The sequence below is a fragment of the Imperialibacter sp. genome (assembly GCF_048007035.1).
GTDB lineage: Bacteria > Bacteroidota > Bacteroidia > Cytophagales > Cyclobacteriaceae > Imperialibacter.
In genome coordinates this window covers 6,320,371-6,339,511 of record NZ_CP180355.1, presented here as the reverse complement: position 1 = coordinate 6,339,511, position 19,141 = coordinate 6,320,371, and the positions used below count along the sequence as shown (strand labels likewise).

General features: G+C 47.7%; 18 protein-coding genes. 11 read left to right on the top strand and 7 right to left on the bottom strand.

What is annotated here, in order from left to right; translation table 11 throughout:
- The first annotated feature begins 31 nt into the window (after window positions 1-31).
- The gene (locus ACMVP2_RS26850; RefSeq protein WP_317491968.1) at window positions 32-844 is read left to right on the top strand and encodes a 2,3,4,5-tetrahydropyridine-2,6-dicarboxylate N-succinyltransferase; all 813 of its coding nucleotides are present in this window, start codon (window positions 32-34) and stop codon (window positions 842-844) included.
- A gap of 94 nt (window positions 845-938) precedes the next feature.
- Window positions 939-1,544, top strand: a complete 606-nt coding sequence (locus tag ACMVP2_RS26845) for a tetratricopeptide repeat protein (RefSeq protein ID WP_339793354.1) — start codon at window positions 939-941, stop codon at window positions 1,542-1,544.
- Between the two features lie 6 nt (window positions 1,545-1,550).
- Here ACMVP2_RS26845 and ACMVP2_RS26840 read toward each other — a convergent pair whose 3' ends face one another.
- Window positions 1,551-2,264, bottom strand: a complete 714-nt coding sequence (locus ACMVP2_RS26840) for a hypothetical protein (RefSeq protein ID WP_416865899.1) — start codon at window positions 2,262-2,264, stop codon at window positions 1,551-1,553.
- A complete protein-coding gene (locus tag ACMVP2_RS26835; protein WP_416865898.1) occupies window positions 2,261-3,295 on the bottom strand; it encodes a DNA/RNA non-specific endonuclease in 1,035 nt (344 codons plus the stop codon). Before ACMVP2_RS26835 ends, ACMVP2_RS26840 begins: the two co-directional genes overlap by 4 nt.
- Before the next feature lie 49 nt (window positions 3,296-3,344).
- On the opposite strand from ACMVP2_RS26835, the gene ACMVP2_RS26830 reads away from it, so the two are divergent.
- The 3 genes from ACMVP2_RS26830 (at window position 3,345) to ACMVP2_RS26820 (ending at window position 5,716) form a co-directional block, all read left to right on the top strand.
- Entirely contained in the window at window positions 3,345-4,610 is a 1,266-nt protein-coding gene (locus ACMVP2_RS26830; RefSeq protein WP_416865897.1) for an NAD(P)/FAD-dependent oxidoreductase, read from the top strand.
- A gap of 109 nt (window positions 4,611-4,719) precedes the next feature.
- Window positions 4,720-5,199, top strand: coding sequence for an N-acetyltransferase (locus ACMVP2_RS26825; RefSeq protein ID WP_416865896.1), 480 nt, complete (start codon window positions 4,720-4,722; stop codon window positions 5,197-5,199).
- Window positions 5,180-5,716, top strand: a complete 537-nt coding sequence (locus ACMVP2_RS26820) for a hypothetical protein (RefSeq protein ID WP_416865895.1) — start codon at window positions 5,180-5,182, stop codon at window positions 5,714-5,716. Before ACMVP2_RS26825 ends, ACMVP2_RS26820 begins: the two co-directional genes overlap by 20 nt.
- A gap of 132 nt (window positions 5,717-5,848) precedes the next feature.
- Here ACMVP2_RS26820 and ACMVP2_RS26815 read toward each other — a convergent pair whose 3' ends face one another.
- Both ACMVP2_RS26815 and treF read right to left on the bottom strand, forming a co-directional pair.
- Window positions 5,849-6,739, bottom strand: a complete 891-nt coding sequence (locus ACMVP2_RS26815) for a 3-hydroxyacyl-CoA dehydrogenase family protein (RefSeq protein WP_416865894.1) — start codon at window positions 6,737-6,739, stop codon at window positions 5,849-5,851.
- A gap of 52 nt (window positions 6,740-6,791) precedes the next feature.
- A complete protein-coding gene (treF, locus tag ACMVP2_RS26810; protein WP_416865893.1) occupies window positions 6,792-8,402 on the bottom strand; it encodes an alpha,alpha-trehalase TreF in 1,611 nt (536 codons plus the stop codon).
- Between the two features lie 267 nt (window positions 8,403-8,669).
- Between treF and ACMVP2_RS26805 the strand changes: the two genes are divergently transcribed.
- Complete coding sequence (locus tag ACMVP2_RS26805; RefSeq protein ID WP_416865892.1) at window positions 8,670-9,800, top strand: PQQ-dependent sugar dehydrogenase; 1,131 nt, start codon at window positions 8,670-8,672, stop codon at window positions 9,798-9,800.
- Between the two features lie 82 nt (window positions 9,801-9,882).
- Here the strand turns inward: ACMVP2_RS26805 and leuS are convergent, their stop codons facing one another.
- Window positions 9,883-12,654 carry a leucine--tRNA ligase gene (leuS, locus tag ACMVP2_RS26800; protein ID WP_416865891.1) on the bottom strand — a complete coding sequence of 924 codons (2,772 nt, stop codon included), beginning with the start codon at window positions 12,652-12,654 and terminating at the stop codon, window positions 9,883-9,885.
- Window positions 12,655-12,869: 215 nt separating this feature from the next.
- Here leuS and ACMVP2_RS26795 point away from each other — a divergent pair, with 215 nt between their 5' ends.
- Complete coding sequence (locus tag ACMVP2_RS26795) at window positions 12,870-13,670, top strand: hypothetical protein (RefSeq protein WP_416865890.1); 801 nt, start codon at window positions 12,870-12,872, stop codon at window positions 13,668-13,670.
- 51 nt (window positions 13,671-13,721) lie between these two features.
- On the opposite strand, the gene ACMVP2_RS26790 is transcribed toward ACMVP2_RS26795, so the two are convergent.
- Together ACMVP2_RS26790 and ACMVP2_RS26785 are read right to left on the bottom strand one after the other, a co-directional pair.
- Window positions 13,722-14,864 carry an amidohydrolase gene (locus ACMVP2_RS26790; RefSeq protein ID WP_416865889.1) on the bottom strand — a complete coding sequence of 381 codons (1,143 nt, stop codon included), beginning with the start codon at window positions 14,862-14,864 and terminating at the stop codon, window positions 13,722-13,724.
- A complete protein-coding gene (locus tag ACMVP2_RS26785) occupies window positions 14,861-15,334 on the bottom strand; it encodes a peroxiredoxin (protein ID WP_416865888.1) in 474 nt (157 codons plus the stop codon). Before ACMVP2_RS26785 ends, ACMVP2_RS26790 begins: the two co-directional genes overlap by 4 nt.
- Before the next feature lie 82 nt (window positions 15,335-15,416).
- Here ACMVP2_RS26785 and ACMVP2_RS26780 point away from each other — a divergent pair, with 82 nt between their 5' ends.
- The 4 genes from ACMVP2_RS26780 to ACMVP2_RS26765 all read left to right on the top strand — a co-directional run bounded on the left by ACMVP2_RS26780 (window position 15,417) and on the right by ACMVP2_RS26765 (window position 19,139).
- Entirely contained in the window at window positions 15,417-15,950 is a 534-nt protein-coding gene (locus ACMVP2_RS26780) for a phosphoglycerate mutase family protein (protein WP_416865887.1), read from the top strand.
- A gap of 68 nt (window positions 15,951-16,018) precedes the next feature.
- Window positions 16,019-16,924 (top strand): thymidylate synthase, encoded by a 906-nt coding sequence (gene thyA, locus ACMVP2_RS26775; RefSeq protein ID WP_416865886.1) that lies wholly within the window; start codon window positions 16,019-16,021, stop codon window positions 16,922-16,924.
- A 55-nt stretch (window positions 16,925-16,979) separates the two neighbouring features.
- The gene (sdaAB, locus tag ACMVP2_RS26770; RefSeq protein WP_416865885.1) at window positions 16,980-17,657 is read left to right on the top strand and encodes an L-serine ammonia-lyase, iron-sulfur-dependent subunit beta; all 678 of its coding nucleotides are present in this window, start codon (window positions 16,980-16,982) and stop codon (window positions 17,655-17,657) included.
- Window positions 17,658-17,672: 15 nt separating this feature from the next.
- A complete protein-coding gene (locus tag ACMVP2_RS26765) occupies window positions 17,673-19,139 on the top strand; it encodes a TolC family protein (RefSeq protein WP_339789088.1) in 1,467 nt (488 codons plus the stop codon).
- The last annotated feature ends 2 nt before the right edge of the window (window positions 19,140-19,141 follow it).

The following is a 19,141-nucleotide window of genomic DNA, read 5'->3' as shown; positions in this document are numbered from 1 at the left end:
GCCGAAGATAATTTAATAGAATTTCTACTGAATGGAATTAAGAGAATTAATAGAGAATGCGTGGGACGACCGGGCAACTTTGCAAGACAAGGAAACGGCAATTGCCATCAAAACAATTGTCGACGATCTTGACAAAGGGATCCGTCGTGTTGCTGAAAAAGTGGGAGATGAGTGGGTTGTAAATGAGTGGATCAAGAAGGCAGTAATTCTCTATTTTCCTCTGATGAAAATGCAGGCCATTGAGGTAGGCCCGTTCTCCTATCACGACAAGATCAAGCTGAAGACAGGCTACGATAAATTGGGTGTGAGGGTGGTGCCAAATGCCGTGGCTCGCTACGGCTCTTACTTGAGCGCAGGCGTGGTGATGATGCCAAGCTATGTGAACATTGGTGCCTATGTAGACGAGGGCACCATGGTTGACACGTGGGCAACGGTGGGGAGCTGTGCGCAGATCGGGAAGAACGTTCACCTGAGTGGAGGCGTCGGAATCGGCGGTGTGCTGGAGCCCGTTCAGGCAGCTCCTGTTATCGTGGAGGACAATGCATTTATTGGTTCACGGTGCATCATCGTGGAGGGGATCAGGATTGGCAAAGAGGCTGTGCTTGGCGCTAACGTGGTGCTGACCGGGAGCTCCAAAATTATTGACGTTTCGGGTAGTGAGCCGGTAGAGTATAAAGGGTATGTACCCGAGCGCTCGGTAGTGATACCAGGAACAATTCCTAAGAAGTTCCCAGCTGGCACGTTTCAGGTGCCCTGTGCGTTGATTATAGGAAAGAGAAAAGAAAGCACAGATAAAAAGACGTCGCTGAATAGTGCTTTGCGTGAGAACGACGTTGCTGTGTAACATACAATCAATTCTGCCTACTTAATTATTTTCACTTTATTTGCACCTTCATTTTGGAAGGGTGTAACCAATTTTATTATCTCAAAGTTGTCAGATGAGTTTGAATAGAAATTTCCTGAAGGGATTTTTAGTAGTCATGGTGTTTCTGGTTTCGTGCAAAGACGAAGCTGTGGTGAAGGGAGACCTGCTTTTTGAAAAAGGACAATACAAGGAGGCCATTGAGGCCTACGACCAGTATTTGTCACTCAATCCAACGCATGTAAAATCCGTATACAACAAGGGTCGATCTTATGAGGAGTTGGGGCAGTATGATAAGGCGCTGGAGGCCTTTAGAAAAGCCCTTGAGCTTGACGGCAAGAATGTGGCAGCCCTGCTGAGCATAGGGCAATACTATTACAGAGACGGGCAGTATGACAATGCCGCCTTTAACTTTGGAAAGGCTGTTGAAATCGACGGCTCCAATTCACAGGCTTATTTTCTTTTAGGGCGGAGCTACCACCTCCAGGGCATGATGAAGGAGGCGATGGGAGGTTACAATAATGCCATTAGCCTTAACAATGATCTTGGAGAGGCCTACTTGTACAGGGGTGCTTTGAAAATCAGCCTCAAGCAGGGGAACAATGCCTGTAACGATTTTAAAACGGCGAAGTCACTGGGAGTGAAAGATGCAGACGAGGCACTTTCTCAGTATTGCAAATAGGCGGTTCTAGTTCTTTATTTGCGTCATTGAGGGGATAATGAAGTGTTCTTTGTGGTTACAGAGCACGTCCGATCCACTTCTTCCCAGCCCCTTGCAACGGGGGCAGTCCTGCACCACATGCTTTTCACCATGGCATTGAGTACAGGTTTCTTTGCCTTTTCCGGCGCAGACATCACACGTCTTATACACATTATCTCCAAACTGATTCTTGGAAATTTGAACGCCTTCACCCAGGCATTTGTGGCAGGTGATCTCTCCAAAACCATGACATAGCGGGCACTTGTCATCGATGTGCCCCGAACCATCGCACTGGCTGCAGGTGATCAGTCTGAATCCATCGTTGTCACAATATTCACAGGCTTCAATCTCTCTTGCCAGCACATCAAGCCTGTTTTGCAGCATTCTGGCTTCGTTGAAATACTCACCGGACTTTCCGGTAAGATCAGTGTACTTATTAAGGAAATTGCGGCTGCTTTGAAGTTGGTGGTTTTTTTCTAACGTGAAAGCGAAAAAGTACAACGCCTCAGTGGGCACTACTTCGTTCAGAGAGAGAATCTGGCGAAACTTTTTGTCGGCAGCCCGATAATCTTCCTTGGCCATATAACCCTTGGCCTCTTCGAGCAATGCTTTGGCACGGCCCTGACCAGTTTGAGCCCATCCACCATACGATGAGATGATCAATAGGCAGAATACCATGCTTTTCATTGTCCAACTTCTCATTTCCAGAGGTTTTTATTTATTGTGCTCTCCAATTTCTTTTCCAGATCATCTGGAATCATCGGGAAGAAATCCAGCCCCGTGATCTTTTCTATGGAGTCAATAGTCACTGTATATTCCATTATTCCGAGGGTTGAGGCCTTATTCTCCATCACAAAACCAATTGCCTTCAGCTCGGGTTCAGAAATGTCCAGAACAATTTTGTAAAACTTTTGAGGAACAGCCACTTTGTTCTTGCCTATTTTCTTGGCTCCACCTTCTACGATTGGGCCCACCACCACAAAAAGTTCTTTGTCTCTCATTCCCCAATTTCTGACCTTTTCCTCGAGCTGTTTCCAAATTCCCCGATTGAACGAAGGATCCTGAGGGCTCATGTTACTAAGAAAGAAGGTGCCATCCATAGCAGACTGCGACCAGCTAAAATCGGCGGCTGGCGCCAGATGCCCCCTGTCATACCCAGACCCTTTATAGTCTGCTAAGGTTGCAGACTCAGTCCGCACGTCCTTGTCCGGCCGGAAGTTATCCTTTCGTTGAGCCACATTTTTGCTAATGTTTTCGGCAGTCAGACGGTAGGCCACCCACTTGGGCTGCTCGATATCCTCATCGTAAGCAAGGGTGTACCCCTCATGCTCTACAATGAGGTCGTCCTGGCTGTAAGCCGGCCAGGCAAAGTCAAAGGAGGTGGTGTAGTAGTAATGGTCGTAATCAGTGGGTGTTTCCGCTTCTTCAGCTGGTTTGTTGGCCGATGACTTTTCCTCATTTGACTCCCGTTTCGCAGGCTTTTGAGTTGACTGCTTTTTGCCAGGCTCCTTTTTCTCAACCGGTTCGGAAGGCTTTTTAGGGGATTCTCCGGTCTGTTCCTGCTTGCGCCCTGTCTGAAGAAAGTCAGGCAGGCCATCATTATTTTTTAGATACCATGCCAGTCCTATTACCAGGATCATCACTATTCCGAGTATGAGCCCCGAATTGCTTCCTGAGTCTTTAGACGATTTACGGGTAGTTCTATTTTTTGCCGGTGCTTTTTTCTTAGCCATTGGTGCTTTTTGATCTCTAAAGACAAATCTAATTTATCTGTTTGAATGAATGCCGTATTTTCGTGCCTTCTTACAAGGAAATTTGCAAATGGCAGTCAGGTACGATCTGGTAGTAATAGGAGGAGGGGCAGCGGGAATTTTCGGTGCGGTGAACGCCTGCGTTCAAAACCCAGGCTTGAAGGTCGCAGTTGTGGAAAAGACCAGTAAGTGGCTCGGGAAGGTGAAAGTATCGGGCGGCGGTCGCTGCAATGTGACACACGACTGCCAGTATGCCTCACAACTTGTAAAGTACTACCCAAGAGGCGGTAAGTTCCTTAAAAAGGTATTTGATCAGTTCGATGCCCGGGACACAGTGAAATGGTTTGAAGAAAGAGGGGTGGCATTGAAAGTGGAAGCTGACGGACGAATGTTTCCTGTAACCAACTCGTCGCAGACAGTGATTGATTGCTTGCTGAAGGAGGCGGAAAAGTATAAAGTCGAGCTTATCCCTCATTTTGCCGTAAAGGCATTGGAAAAGACTTCGGGAAGTTTCCTCGTGAAAAGTGAAACGACAGCGCTTGAGGCTGGTAAAATATTGGTCACCATAGGTGGGCAACCCAAAGAAGATGGGTTTAGCTGGGTCAAGGCACTTGGGCATACCATTGTGCAGCCTGTTCCATCGCTCTTCACGTTCAATGTGCCTGTAGGCGGGTTGAAAGAGCTTTCAGGAGTTGCGGTGCCATCTGCGGAAGTAAAAGTGGCTGGCCGTGGGCTGGCGGCAACAGGCCCGCTGCTCATCACGCACTGGGGTTTCAGTGGCCCGGCTGTTTTGCGCCTTTCAGCGTGGGGCGCCAGGGATCTGGCAGAGATTAGCTATAAGTCGGTGTTTCTGGTGAACTGGTTGGGCGACAAGAAAGAAGAAGCCTTGCGGGGTGAAATGGAATCACATGCTGCGCAAAACCCCAAAAAGGTAGTTTTTGGAAATCCAATGTACGGTTTGCCAGGTCGCTTGTGGGAAAAAATAGTTGAAAGAGCCGGGATTGCGCCAGAAAGGCGGTGGCTGGATTTATCCAAAAAAGATAAGAACAGGCTGTGCGAGATGCTGATACGCTGCGCATTCGATATGGATGGCAAAACAACTTTCAAAGAAGAATTTGTTACCTGCGGAGGTGTGAGCCTGGATGAAGTTAACCCCGCCACTATGGAGAGCAGAACTGTTCCCGGCCTCTACTTCGCTGGCGAGGTACTTGATATTGATGGCATCACCGGTGGCTTTAATTTCCAGAATGCGTGGTCAGGGGGGTGGGTAGCTGCGAAGGCGGTGGCTGCCAGTTGACCCAGTCTATGCCTCCATGGACGTAGGAAGCTCATTTTTTATTTACGGAAAGTGTAAATTCATTCTAGTAAAAGATACAAAATTCGTATTGTATTTCGTAATATTATAGATGTTTGTTGAGAACCTGCAGACGAAGGAGAAAGTAGAGGTCAGGATCGCCAGGTTAGAGCGGGGCGAGTATAAAGGTATTACCGAAGCCAGGTTTTGGTTTGACTGGAAAGCTGAACGAGGGTTTGATGTTTACAAACTATGTACAAGGAATACTGGGGATATTCTGGGACTGATGTCATTGGAAGTGATTCCTGCTGAGTCCAGGATAGAAATCAGGCTTTTAGCTGTTTCAAAAGAGAACCGGGGCTCAACTAAGGTTTATGACCATATAACAGGTAATTTAATTGCGTTTGCAGGCATACAAGCCACTAAATTATTTGGAGACTTGGCGTGTATATCGCTGGTGCCGAAGACGGAACTGATCAGGCATTATATGGAAACATACGCAATGCTTCAGGCCGGCCGGAGCCTGTTTCTCGATGGAAGGGAGTTGTTGGACTTAATTGCAAAATACGATCATGGACAGGGAGAGAAGTAATAGGGATATTGAAGATTTCAAGTACTTGATTGATTCAAGGAATCTCAGCTCAAAGGAAAAAAGGGAAGAGAGAAATGCAATCCTTAAAGCGAGGGAGATAAGGTTTCGGAGCCGGTCAGAAAATGAGGCCAGGAGAGCTAGATTGATGCAGCTAAAATACCAAATGGACGACCATGTGAGTAGTCCCACTTTTTCAGCCCCTCGTTTTACTGACTTTTTGAGATCGTATATTGATATCTTGTACGACAAACAGAAAGACTTTGCCACCGACATGCAGGTGACGCCCATGACAATCAGCCATATCCTTAATGGGCACAGGGAGCCTCAGGAGGAGTTTTTATTTGGTTTGATTGATCATTCACAACAAACCTTTCGGGAGCTGGGAGGGTTCAGCTGGGATTTATGGCCCAGGGTGTACTATCAGGACAAGGTGTTTTTGATAAAGGAGTCAGGCAGGGCATGGGCGAAAACCAACAACAAGAAGCCAAAAGGAAGGGCGTTTGCGGTAGGCAAGTAGGTGTTATCAGGGCTTTTCGTCAAGTTTTAACAGAAATGGTGCACTTTGAAAGTGTACACAATGGGTATGTTTTTGTGCTGCTTCCGAAAAGAGTAAACGAAGAAAAGACGAAAACTTCTGTAATGAATTAAATCACTTCCTAAACCTCCCCGCCACCACCAATTCCTTAGACCCGGCAGTATACTGATAAAACCCTTCTCCAGCTTTGACTCCCAGCTTGCCAGCAGTTACCATATTGACCAGCAAAGGGCAGGGGGCATACTTCTGATTACCGAAGCCATCGTACATCACTTTGAGAATAGAAAGACACACGTCCAGCCCGATGAAGTCGGCTAGCTGCAGCGGTCCCATTGGATGTGCCATACCAAGCTTCATTACCGTGTCAATCTCTTCCACGCCAGCCACGCCTTCGTACAAAGAATAGATGGCCTCGTTAATCATTGGCATCAAAATGCGGTTGGCCACAAAGCCAGGATAGTCGTTTACCTCGGTCGGGATCTTGCCGAGCGTACGGGACAGCTCCAGCACTTGCTTCGTCACTTCATCGCTGGTAGCATAGCCACGAATGACTTCGACCAGCTTCATAACAGGCACCGGGTTCATAAAATGCATACCGATCACTTTATCGGGCCTTGAAGTAACTGAAGCGATTTTGGTAATGGAAATAGATGATGTGTTGGAGGCCAATATGCAGCCTGCCGGAGTCAGCTGATCCAGTTGCCGGAAAATCTCCAGCTTGATGTCCATTTTCTCTGTCGCAGCTTCCACTACAAGATCAGCCTGCGCAATACCTTTGGCAGTTTCTGTGAAGGTAGTGATATTGGAGAGGGCGGTTGTCTTATCTGCCTCACTGATCAGCTCCTTGCTTACCTGGCGGTCAAGATTCTTTGCGATGGTGGCTTTCGCTTTTTCAAGGGCCGCCGCCGACACGTCGACAAGCGCCACTTTAAAGCCTTTCAATGCAAAAACATGAGCGATGCCGTTGCCCATGGTGCCTGATCCAATCACTGCTATATTCTTCATGTTATGTAGGGTTAATGCTTTGACGCCAAAACTAAAAAGGATATTGAAAAGCTTACCTGTTGTTATCGATTCTTTCGTCATGAAGCAGCCGCAACACAACGCCGTTGCTCCATCCGAATCCATCCTGTGTAGGGTATTCTCCGCCTCCGGCATCAAGACTCAGGTCGAGCACATTGTATTTCTCCATCATCTTGCCCGTTTTGTCAAACACACGGGAGTTCAAATTCAGCCACTTTTCGCTGATCTGGTCAGCCAACAGGTCGTTGCCATACCTGCGAAAACCATAGATGGTCATCCATTGTAAAGGAGCCCATCCATTCGGGGCGTCCCACTGCTGACCTGAGATAATGTTGGTCGTGGTAATGCCACCTGGCTTCAGCAGACTGCGCCTTACTGCCCCCTCAACTTTTTGAGCCTGGGTGTTGTCCGCCAGTCCGAAATAAAGAGGATACATGCCTGCGGGAGTGATAAAGTTTCTTTGCGCCGAAGACGGCCAATGATAATCTACAAAGTAGTTTTTTTCGTCATTCCAGAAGTACTGGAGGATGAGTGACTTTCGGTCGCTGGCCAGCTGATCAAATTGTTGCGCTCCATCATCATCGCCCGCAAAAGCCTTCAGTCTGGAAATGGTTGACTCCAGGTTGTACATGAGACTATTCAGGTCCACCGGCAGGATTTCCGTGGTAACAATCGTTTTGAAGTCACCGGCAATAGCGAACCAGCGGGTGCTGAAGTCCCAGCCCGATTCGCAGGCTGCCCGCAGGTTAGTGTACAGTTCTACCTTCTGATTCTCGCTAAGCCCTTCGGCCAGCTCCACGTCTTCACGGTACGACTCAGGCCTTGGTTCAGGTCTGTCATCGAAATAGCGGTTCATTACGAGGCCGTTATCCACCATCACCACCCTGCGGTAGGCCGGGTTGCCCTGGTTCAGGGTCTCTCTGCCATCCATCCAGAAAGCGTATTCTTTCTCAAGAGCTGGCAGGTACTTCACCACTGCTGAATCACCCTTTGAGTCAGCCAGCAGGTTCACCATAGCAGCGAAGAAAGGCGGCTGGGAGCGGCTAAGAAAGTAGGTGCGGTTGCCATTAGGAATAAAGCCGATGGAGTCGATCAGGTAGGCAAAGTTGTCCAGCATGTTCTCCATCAGGTCTTCCCGACCGGACACCTGAAGGCCCAGCATGGTGAAATAGCTGTCCCAGTAGTATATTTCCCCAAAGCGTCCGCCAGGCACCACATATTTGTAGGGCAGGGGAATCACCGAGCTATAACTCTTTTCATCTGGAGAGCGGGTGAGGTAACCCCATTTTTCCGTGAGGATTTCGGTAAAGGTTTTTGTGGTGTCGGGTACGTAATCAGCGCCTCTTGGCTTCGGCTTTCTGAAATTGGCGCTTACAAACTCGCCAAGACTAAAGCCGGGTTGATCTTTTTTCTCCATGTACTCAGCCACAATTTCGCCTGCTGGCCGCAAGGGGTCACTGTCCACAAATGTTTTTGAGTCAGAAAAAATTTGCGCCATTTGCACATCGTGAAAAAGCACTCCCAGGTCTTCACTGGGGCTGTAGGAGGCATTGACGTCAATATTTGACGGCTGGTCGCTGGGCTGACAAGCAAAAAGCAGGACTAAGAATACTAGCTGGGTGTACTTCCAAATGGAACGTTGCATAGGTTGGCTTTTGGTAAGAATCATGACGGTCATTTACTTCTCAAAGTGAAGTCTTTAACTCATTTAAAAATGTCATAAAATGTAAAATTATCCAAAGCAGACCAATCTCAGCCGGAAATGTCTTATTTTTACAAAACCCATCATTTCTTAGGGAGTGTTGGCCCATGATCAGTCAAGAGATTTTTTTCATTGCCACCAGCCCTCCTGACTTCCAAAATGTAACAATTAAGTGCTTATCCCAGTTAAACTTCGAGACCTTTAATAAACATGAAGAAAAAAAATATCTACGCCCTTGCCTTCCTGGCATCACTACTAATTATCACCGGATTTAGCCGAAGGCTAAGCAACAGCGCTGAGACAAAAGAAAAGGCACCTTTTGCTTTTGAAACAGAAGTGTTTGCCAAAGGCTTTGAAAGCGCCTGGTCGATGGCGTGGCTGCCCAATGGCGATATGCTGGTGGCCGATAAGCCCGGCAAGCTTTGGAAGATCGCCAAAGGCAGCAAAGAGAAGACCGAAATCAAAGGGATTCCAGCAGTTTCTACCAAGGGCCAGGGTGGTCTGTTTGATGTAGAACTTCACCCCAACTATGCTAGCACCGGATGGATTTATATCAGCTATGCCGGTCCTGGCGATGGCGGAGCCAATACCGTCATCATTAGAGGGAAGCTTTCAGGTAACGAATTAACAAGCCAGGAGACAATATTTAAGGCTGGCCCTTTGACTGAGAAAGGACAGCATTTTGGAGCCAGAATGGCTTTTGATAAAGATGGCTACCTTTTCTTTTCAGTAGGAGAGAGAGGCGAGATGGAAAACGCCCAGACGCTTACCAATGATTGCGGAAAGATTCACAGAATTTTTGATGATGGAAGAGTGCCGGAAGACAACCCCTATGTGCGGATACCTGATGCCAAAACTACCATTTGGAGCTATGGACACAGGAACCCACAAGGCCTAAAGTTTCACCCTACCACGGGCGAACTGTTTGAGCACGAACATGGCCCGAGAGGCGGTGACGAAGTAAACATCGTTCGCAAGGCAAAAAACTACGGCTGGCCAAGAATTACTTATGGTATCGACTATGATGGCAGCATCATCAGCAACGACAAGGTAAAGGAAGGCATGGAGCAGCCTATTCACTACTGGGTGCCATCCATTGCACCTTGTGGCATGGATTTCGTAACCAGCGACAAATATCCTGAATGGAAAGGCAACCTGTTTGTTGGTGCCTTAGCCGGACAAACGCTTGCCAGGCTTGAAATAAAAGACGGCAAGGTGTTGAAAGAAGAGCGTCTGTTGAATGGGATGGGCCGTATCCGTGACGTGGCTCAAGGGCCTGATGGCTACCTTTATGTTTCAACGGAAGGGCCGGGGCAGATTATCCGGTTAATGCCGAAATAAAAAGGATGAAGAGTTAGTAGTAGGAGAGTGTGAGAGTAAACTAAATTTACTATCACACTCATTCCTCTCCAACTAACTACTTTTAAAGAACAATATTCACAATCCTCTTCGGCACCACAATCACCTTCTTCGGTGCCTTTCCCTCAGTCCATTTCTGCACAGCCTCGTCGGCAAGCACAGCCTTTTCCACTTCAGCAGGTGAGGTATCAGCAGAGAAACTCATTTTGTGGCGCATCTTGCCATTGATACTGATCGGGTATTCGAAGGCATCCTCTTTGACGAATTCAGGATTGAACTCAGGGAACTTCGAATAAGTGATACTCTCAGTATTACCCAACTTCTCCCAAAGTTCTTCGGCAATGTGAGGAGCATAAGGCGCAATGATCTGTGTCAATGGGCCAAGAATCTCTTTCTTGTTGCATTTCAGGTCAGTCAGCTCATTCACGCAAATCATGAAGCTGCTTACGCTGGTGTTGAACGACAGCTTGTCCACATCATCCGCCATCTTTTTGATGGTTTTGTGAAGCACTTTCAGCTCATCAGCTGTCGGTTTTTCAGAAGAGACGCTCAACTCACCTTTATCGTCATGGAATAGCCTCCAGGTCTTGCGCAAGAACTTGAACACGCCGTCGATGCCGTGTGTATTCCATGGCTTAAACTGCTCCAGCGGCCCCAGGAACATCTCGTACAGGCGCAGGGTATCAGCGCCGTACTTCTCGATCATGTCGTCGGGATTGACCACGTTGTACTTCGACTTGGACATCTTTTCGACCTCCCAGCCGCAAACATATTTGCCGTTTTCCAGTACAAACTCTGCTGTGGCCGCATCCTTGTTGGATGTTTTGTAAGCCTCCAGGTCAAGCACATCGTTGGTCACAATATTGACATCCACGTGCAGGGCCACCGTGTCATATTGGCCCTTCAACCCGTGCGATACAAATTTATTTTCACCTTTCACCCGGTAAACGAAGTTGGATCTTCCCTGAATCATTCCCTGGTTCACCAGTTTGGTCGCATATTCGTCCACCGTAACCAGGCCAAGATCGTAAAGAAACTTCGTCCAGAACCGGGAATACAGCAAGTGCCCGGTGGCATGCTCAGAGCCGCCAATGTACAAGTCGACGGACTTCCAGTACTGCTGAGCTTCTTTGCTACAAAATTCCTTGTCATTGGAGGGATCCATGTAACGGAAGAAATACCAGCTTGATCCAGCCCAGCCTGGCATGGTGGTCAGCTCGTAAGGGTAACCTTCCTTATTTTTAAAGTCTTTGGCCCGGCCAAGCGGTGGCTCGCCATCTTCGGTAGGAAGGAATTTATCTACCTCCGGTAATTCCAGCGGCAGCTCGCCATCTTCTAACAAGTAAGGAATGCCGTCCTTGAAATAAACTGGCAAAGGCTCACCCCAGTAGCGCTGACGGCCAAAAATGGCATCACGCATCCTGAAATTAACTTTACGAACGCCAATACCTTTTTCTTCCACATATTGTCCTGCTTTCTCAATCGCCTCCAAAGGAGATAATCCGTTCAGCATCCCCGAATTGACCATTTTACCCTGCTTGGTGGGGTCGGCTTCGGTATCCGTAATTTTCTGTTCGTCGATAATCTGCGTAATGGGCAAGCCGAAGTGCTTCGCAAAGTTGAAGTCACGCTGGTCCCCGCTGGGTACCGCCATTACAGCACCTGTGCCGTAGCCAGCCAGTACGTAGTCGGCAATATAGATAGGTACTTTTTCGCCAGAGAAAGGATTGATCACATACGAGCCAGTGAAAACGCCTGAAACAGTCTTCACATCGCTCATCCGGTCTCGTTCTGAACGATTTTTCGCCACTTCCACGTATTGTTCCAGTTCAGCTTTTTGCTCCGGAGTGGTCAGTTCTTTTACAATGTCTGCCTCTGGTGCCAGCACCATAAAGGTGACTCCGTAGATAGTATCTATTCGGGTGGTGAATACCCGTATGCTCTTTTCTGAGTTTTCGATTTTGAAGTCAACCTCAGCGCCAATGGACTTGCCAATCCAGTTGCGCTGCATTTCTTTGATGGGCTCAGGCCAATCGATTCTGTCCAGGCCTTCCAGCAAACGCTCGGCATAGGCCGTTATCCGCATACTCCACTGCGGCATCTTCTTTTTAATCACGGGGTGGCCACCTCTTTCGGAGAAGCCGTCTTTCACTTCGTCGTTGGAAAGTACAGTACCCAATGCAGGGCACCAGTTTACGGTGGTTTCGTTGATGTACGTTAGCCTGTATTTCAGCAGCGTTCTTTGCTGGTCGGCTTCTGACATGTTTTTCCACTCAGTGGCCGTAAATGGTGCGGTATCATCATCGCAAACGGCGTTTACTTTGCTATTGCCTTCAGTTTCAAATTTGGCAATCAGCTCAGCGATGGGTTCCGCCTTGTCGCTGTCTTTGTTGTACCAGCTGTTGAACAACTGTTTGAAGATCCATTGCGTCCACTTGTAGAACGACGGGTCGCTCGTCCTAACTTCCCGGCTCCAGTCGTAAGAGAAGCCGATGTTTTCGAGTTGCTCTTTGTATCGTTTGATATTGGTGTCGGTAGTAATGGCTGGGTGCTGCCCCGTCTGAATGGCATACTGCTCAGCAGGCAAGCCGAAAGAATCAAAACCCATGGGATGCAGCACATTGAAGCCCAGCATCCTCTTGTAGCGGCTGACAATGTCGGAAGCGATGTAGCCCAGCGGGTGACCGACATGGAGTCCCGCACCAGAAGGATAGGGGAACATGTCGAGCGCATAGAATTTAGGTTTGGAGGTGTCAGAGCCGGTTTTGAATACCTGCTTCTCTTTCCAGTTTTTCTGCCATTTCTGCTCAATCTCTCTGAAGTTGTACTCAGCCATTACCAGGGGTTTTTCAATTAGCTGGCAAAATTAATGATTACCGTTAGAAATGAGTGGATTTTGTGAAAGGAAAGGTGAGTTTAATTTGGGGAGTGGGATTCAGCCAAAGGCGGAAAGCTCGCAAAGAGGGAATTCCACACCGATTATTTTTTTCACAAACTTGGAAACCTCTTTCTCCCAACTCCGTCCTTTGATCAGTATTTAACTTATAGTCAATGAAACTTATACCTTTTTTAAGCTTGCTTTCACTTTCTGCTGCCTTTGGAACGATGGCCAATGCACAAACCATTACTTACAAGGCCGATACGACAGTCAAAGCCGATACCATCCCTGCCGCCCAACCTGAAGAGAAATCTGACAGCAACAAAACCATTAAGTATTACGAAACACTGCCGTCGGATCGTGACAATCGTGATGAGCCGGAAAGACACTATTATGTAAAGTCTCGTTCCCGCTCCAGAAGTGATATCAAAACACTTTCTGGCAGCTTGAACCACAGCGGTGGCTTTGGCGCCCTTTCCTTTCGTGCGACCGAGTTCCGAGGACAGCCAATGGTGCTTGGCGGTGTGAGGGGAGGCTGGATTGTGAACCGCTCCCTGGGGATAGGTCTTGAGGGGCATGGCATTGTGCCAACAGCCAAGTTCGATGACATAGACCCGCAGAACAGGGTAGTTGCTGTGGGTGGCTACGGAGGGTTCTTTCTGGAGCCAATTTTCTTCAGCAATCAGGTGGTGCACATCACTTTTCCTGTGTCGGCGGGCGCTGGCTGGCTGGGCTATGTGCTCGACTGGGAGGACTATGGCGGTACCCACCGGGGACCCAACATTTCTCAGGACAACGATGTTTTCTGGTATGTGGAACCGGGCGTCGACCTCGAAGTAAACATCGCAAGGAATTTCAGGCTTGATCTTGGGGTTTCCAAACGCTTCACTCAAGACCTCGATCTCGCCGAAACAACAGAAAAGGACTTCAATGGCATCAACTATTTCCTAACGTTGAAAGTCGGAGGGTTTTAAGAGTCAAAAACTTGAATCAAAGCAAAAGGTAAGCGGACTGCTTACCTTTTTTTATGGCCACAGCCCTTTGCCAAGCTCCAAAAACATCCCTATTCCAACTGGAATCAACTCATCTGGAAAGTCATACGTGTCGTGATGGAGCTCAGGGGAAGCCAGGCCTGCGCCAAGACCGAAGAAGCCCGTGGAGGTCACCTCACTAAAACGACCGAAATCTTCCGACCAGGGGAAGGGTGTTTCCGCCACTTCAAAAGCCAGACCTTTAGCCACGGCGGCCCATTGAATCGCTTCAAATGTACCGGTATCATTGACCACTGCTTTGAAAGGATCGCTTTCTTCCAGCGACAAGGCCAATCCCGCTATTTTACACTTCTCCTCAGCAAAGCTGATCAGCTCGGCTTTGACGGTATCCAACTCTTCGTTGCTATCGGAGCGCAGCGTAAAAGCCACTGAACCTTTGCCAGGGTTTACTCCAAAAGCCCTGCCACCCAAATCCATCATCACCGTTGTGATCTTTGTGCGGTTTTGATTTTGCCAGCGTTCGTCGTGTAGTTGCTGAGCTTTCAGCTGGATGGCTGCTATCACAGGAGCGGGGTTGTTTCCTTTTTCTGGCTGACCAGCATGGGATGTCTTGCCTTCCAGGGAAAAAATCAACCCTTCCGATGCCGGACAAGCAACGTCTTTTTTACAGATAACTGCGCCCGTTTCAAAGCCAGGCACATTGTGCAGGGCAAAGAGTTGTTTGGGTAAAAAGTTTTCCAGCTTTGGATCATTCAACATCGATTGAGCCCCATAGCCGGTTTCTTCTGCTGGCTGAAAAATGAGTGTTAGCTGCCCCTGACGCACAGGATTTTCCTGGCAATACAGCCCCACGCCAGCTACTATGGCCATGTGCCCGTCGTGACCACATTTATGGCTGATTCCCTCATTTTCAGATTTGTGGCCAAACGAATTTCGTTCAACAATAGGCAAGGCATCCAGTTCGCATCGAAACCCGATAGATGGGCCCGGTTGACCACTGTCGTAAACTACTACCAGGCCGTGTCCTCCGATACCGGTATGAATAGATGTCGGGTTCGTACGCTCCAGGAACGACAACACCTTTTTGGCCGTTTCTTTCTCTTCTCCCGACAACTCCGGGTACCGATGCAATTCTCTTCTAAACGAGGTGAGCAGTTTTATTTCCTGTTCTTTCATTTTAACGATTTCACTATTTGAAGGGCTTCGTCCACGTGTCTGGTGGCCTGTGTTTGCGATTGAAATACATGACGAATGATTCCTTCCTTGTCCACAACAAAAGTAACCCTGCCGGTTGTAAGTCCGAAAAGTGCCCTGGGAACGCCAAAGAGTTTTCCTACTTTCTTGCCCTTGTCGCTGAGCAGTATAAAGCCAAGCTGGTACGACTTTGCAAAGGCATTGTGCCGGCTGGCGCCGTCTGTGCTTATGCCTATTACTTCTGCATCGTATTCCTTGAAAACCTCATAGTGGTCACGAAAGCTGCATGCTTCGGCTGTGCAGCCCGAAGTATAGTCTTTGGGGTAAAAGTAGATAACGAGATTTTTGCTTCCTATGAGGCTGTCGATGCTGATCAATTTGTCGTTTTGGTCAGGCAATTCAAACGATGGTATTTTGTCTCCTACCTTCAGCATCTCCCTGCTTTGTGCCATATTTTTTTATCTGGTTGTAATAATTCAAAATGTTTAACTACTAATGCAAAGAAAGGGTTTAGCCCGAATCTTAATGAAGGAAATGAAAAGGTTTTTAGTTCTTTTTTTGGCAATAGGCTTTGTGTTCACTGGTTGTCAGGTTCCTGTAAAAACGGTCGCCGACATTGAACCAACCACTATCGTGTTAGTAAGACATGCTGAAAAGGCCGACGATGGCACCAAGGATCCATCTTTAGACAGTTTGGGAATGCAGAGAGCTGTCGCTTTGATGCAGACGCTGGCCGATGTTCAGCTGACAGCCGTTTACAGCACACCTTACAAAAGAACAAACGAAACAGTCGAAGCCATTGCAAGAGAAAACAACCTGGCAGTTACTGAGTATGATCCGGGAAACAAAGAGTTTCTGTCGATCGAGGTGGATAAGAACAGAGGAGGGAACCTGCTGATTTCCGGGCACTCAAACACTATTCCTGCTATGGTGAATCAGCTGATTGGCGGCGACCAATTCGAAAACCTGGAAGACTGGCAGTACGACTTTCTTTATATCGTTAATATAGGTCAGGATACTACCTTTCAGGTACTTCACTATGGAGCACCCTCTGTAAGGCCGAATTAGATAAAAAACTTTAGCTCAATTACCTGTGGCTTAGTAGCTTTGAAGGATCAAAGAAACAAGCAAAAAACATGAAGCAATACCATGACCTTATGCGGTTGATCCTTGAAAAAGGAACCAAAAAGACAGACAGAACCGGCACCGGCACGATCAGTATTTTCGGCCATCAGATGCGGTTCGACCTGTCGGAGGGGTTTCCTCTGGTGACAACCAAAAAGGTGCACCTGAGGTCTATCATTTATGAGCTGTTGTGGTTTTTGCAGGGCGACACCAATATTGAATACCTGGTGAAGAACGGTGTTGGGATTTGGAACGAATGGCCATTTCAAAGTTATCTGAAACAAACTGGGCAAGAGGAAGCTTACCCGAAGTACAGTGACGAGTGGAAGGAAAAACTGAAAGAGTTCGTTGAGACAATCAAGAAGGATGCTGCATTCGCTAAGAAATACGGCGAATTGGGGCCGGTATATGGCAAGCAGTGGAGAGATTTTGAAGGTGTCGATCAAATCACAGATGTGATTAATGACATTAAGACTAAGCCGGACTCCAGAAGGCTGATGGTGTCTGCCTGGAACCCGAAAGAAATTCCGGTAATGGCGAAGTCCGGTTTGCCTCCTTGCCACACCATTTTTCAGTTTTACGTGGCAGACGGCAAGTTGAGTTGCCAGCTCTACCAGCGCAGTGCCGACGTGTTTTTGGGTGTACCGTTCAATATTGCTTCGTATGCGCTGCTTACCATGATGGTGGCGCAGGTATGCGGGCTTGGTTACGGTGACTTTGTGCACACTCTTGGAGACGCTCATCTTTATTCCAACCATTTGGAGCAGTCTGAGCTTCAGCTTTCACGGGAGCCATTGCCGCTGCCAACGATGGAATTGAATAAGAACGTGAAATCAATATTTGATTTCCAATACGAAGATTTTAAACTGTTGAACTACGAGCCTTATCCAGGGATAAAGGCGCCGGTCGCAGTATGATTTCGATCAGAAAATTGGGTAGGGTTTAAAAATTTACTGAATCGAACTTAAACAAATGGTAGAAAGAAGCAGTGTGTTTGACATGATAGGCCCAGTGATGATAGGGCCCTCCAGCTCGCACACGGCTGGCGTGGTACGCATTGGCCGTACGGCCAGAAAGATTTTAGGGAAGCAGCCGGAGGAAGCGACCATTACTTTCTTCAATTCGTTTGCCAGGACTTACGAAGGCCACGGCAGCGACAGGGCCATTGTGGCGGGCTTGCTCGACTACAAAACAGATGATAAGAGAATTAAGGAGGCATTTGAACATGCTGCCAAAGAGGGACTGAAATACAACTTCAAGTCGGTGGGTAACGCCCTGACACGACACCCAAACACGGTTAAGCTCGACCTCAAAGCGGGAGAAAAAACGGTTCAGGTGATTGGAGAAAGCAGGGGTGGGGGGCTGATCAAAATTACTGAGGTCAATGGATTTTCATCCGGCTTCACGGCCAACCTTCACACGATCATTATCACAGCGTCGGACACAAAGGGAAGCATCGCTTATATAGCGAATATTCTTTCCCACGACGATTGCAATATTGCTACCATGACGGTTTCCCGAAAAGGGAAAAACGATTTGGCTTGCCTGATTATTGAGATGGACTCGGGTCTGAAAGCCATTTCTCTTGAATACCTGAGAAACCTCGACTGGGTAAAAGAAGTCATATACATACCAGATATTGATAAATAAATAAAAAGGTCAACAATGAGAAGATTACTTTTTTTAGGACTAATTATTACCTCTCATTTCCTTTATGGTCAATCGAATACCCCTGCCATCGACGGAGGAAAGATGGTGTTGGATTTGCGACAGACAGTGGACATTGCGCTGGAGCGAAACCTGAACATTAAAAGGAGTGAATTGACATTAAGAGGAGCGGAGGTGAATCTGACGCAATCGAAAATGAACAGGCTTCCCAATGCCAATGTGGGAGTGGGAGCAGGTCGGAACTGGGGTAGATCAGTCGATCCTACAACCAATCAGTTCATTACGCTTCCACTCTATTTCGCTGGTGTGCAGGGAAGTAGCAACATTACTTTGTTCAACGGTATGCAGCTCCATAACACAGTGAAGCGCAACGAGCTGACCAAAAACGCTAACGAATTTGACCTTGAAAAGTCAAAAAATGATGTGATCGTTACCGTAGTTACATCTTATCTGAATGTCATTCTTAACCAGGAGTTGGTAGAAACGGCCAGGCTGCAGGCGGAGTCAACCAGGAACCAACTGGACAGAACCGTGAAGCTGGTTGATGCCGGATCGCTGCCTATCACAAACCAGCTTGATCTGGAATCGCAACTGGCGAGCAATGAACTGGATCTGATCAACGCTGAAAACGATCTTGCTTTGTCGCTGCTTAGCCTGAAACAGGCTTTGCTGCTGCCCAGCACAACGGAAGTAGAACTGATTGTGCCTGAAGTGGACGTTCCTGACGAATTAAATCTTGACGATGACGTGGAAGGCATTTACAGAACTGCATTAGAGGCCATGCCTGAGATAAAAAGTGCGGATTTGAATGTTCAGTCTGCCGAGGTCGGTCTGAGAGTTGCACAGGGAGGAATCATGCCAACGTTGAGTTTGGGCGGGAGCTTCAATACTAACTATTCTGAAATAGCAGACAGAGAAAGAGAAGTGTTTGACGGGACAACCTTTGCTGAGTTCCCGATAGGTTATCTCGAGAGTGACCCTTCACAACTTGTGTATACTCGTCAGCAGGTACCGAACGTTGTGAGGACTGAGCCCGACTTCCCGGTGTTCGATCAGTTTTCCGAATACCTGAGCAAGCAGATCAACCTCAACCTGTCCATCCCCATTTTCAACAGGTTTACGACTCGTTCCAATGTGCAGCGAGCCATTATCACCCAGAAGACAGCGGAGATTTCGGCACTTGAAACCAGGAACACACTGAGACAAAATATTGAAACTGCCTACAACAATGCAAATGCTGCCTTGAAGTCATACAACGCTTCCGAACGGCAGGTAAGCGCATTGGAGCAGTCTTTTAAAAACACTGAAAATCGCTACTCATTGGGTGCTGTCAACTTTGTTGAGTACCAGGTAGCCAGCAACAACCTGTTCAGGGCACGCTCTGGTTTGGTGAGAGCTAAATACACCTATTTGTTTCGTTTAAAAATATTAGAATTCTATCAGGGAAAAGAATTAACCTTCTAAAT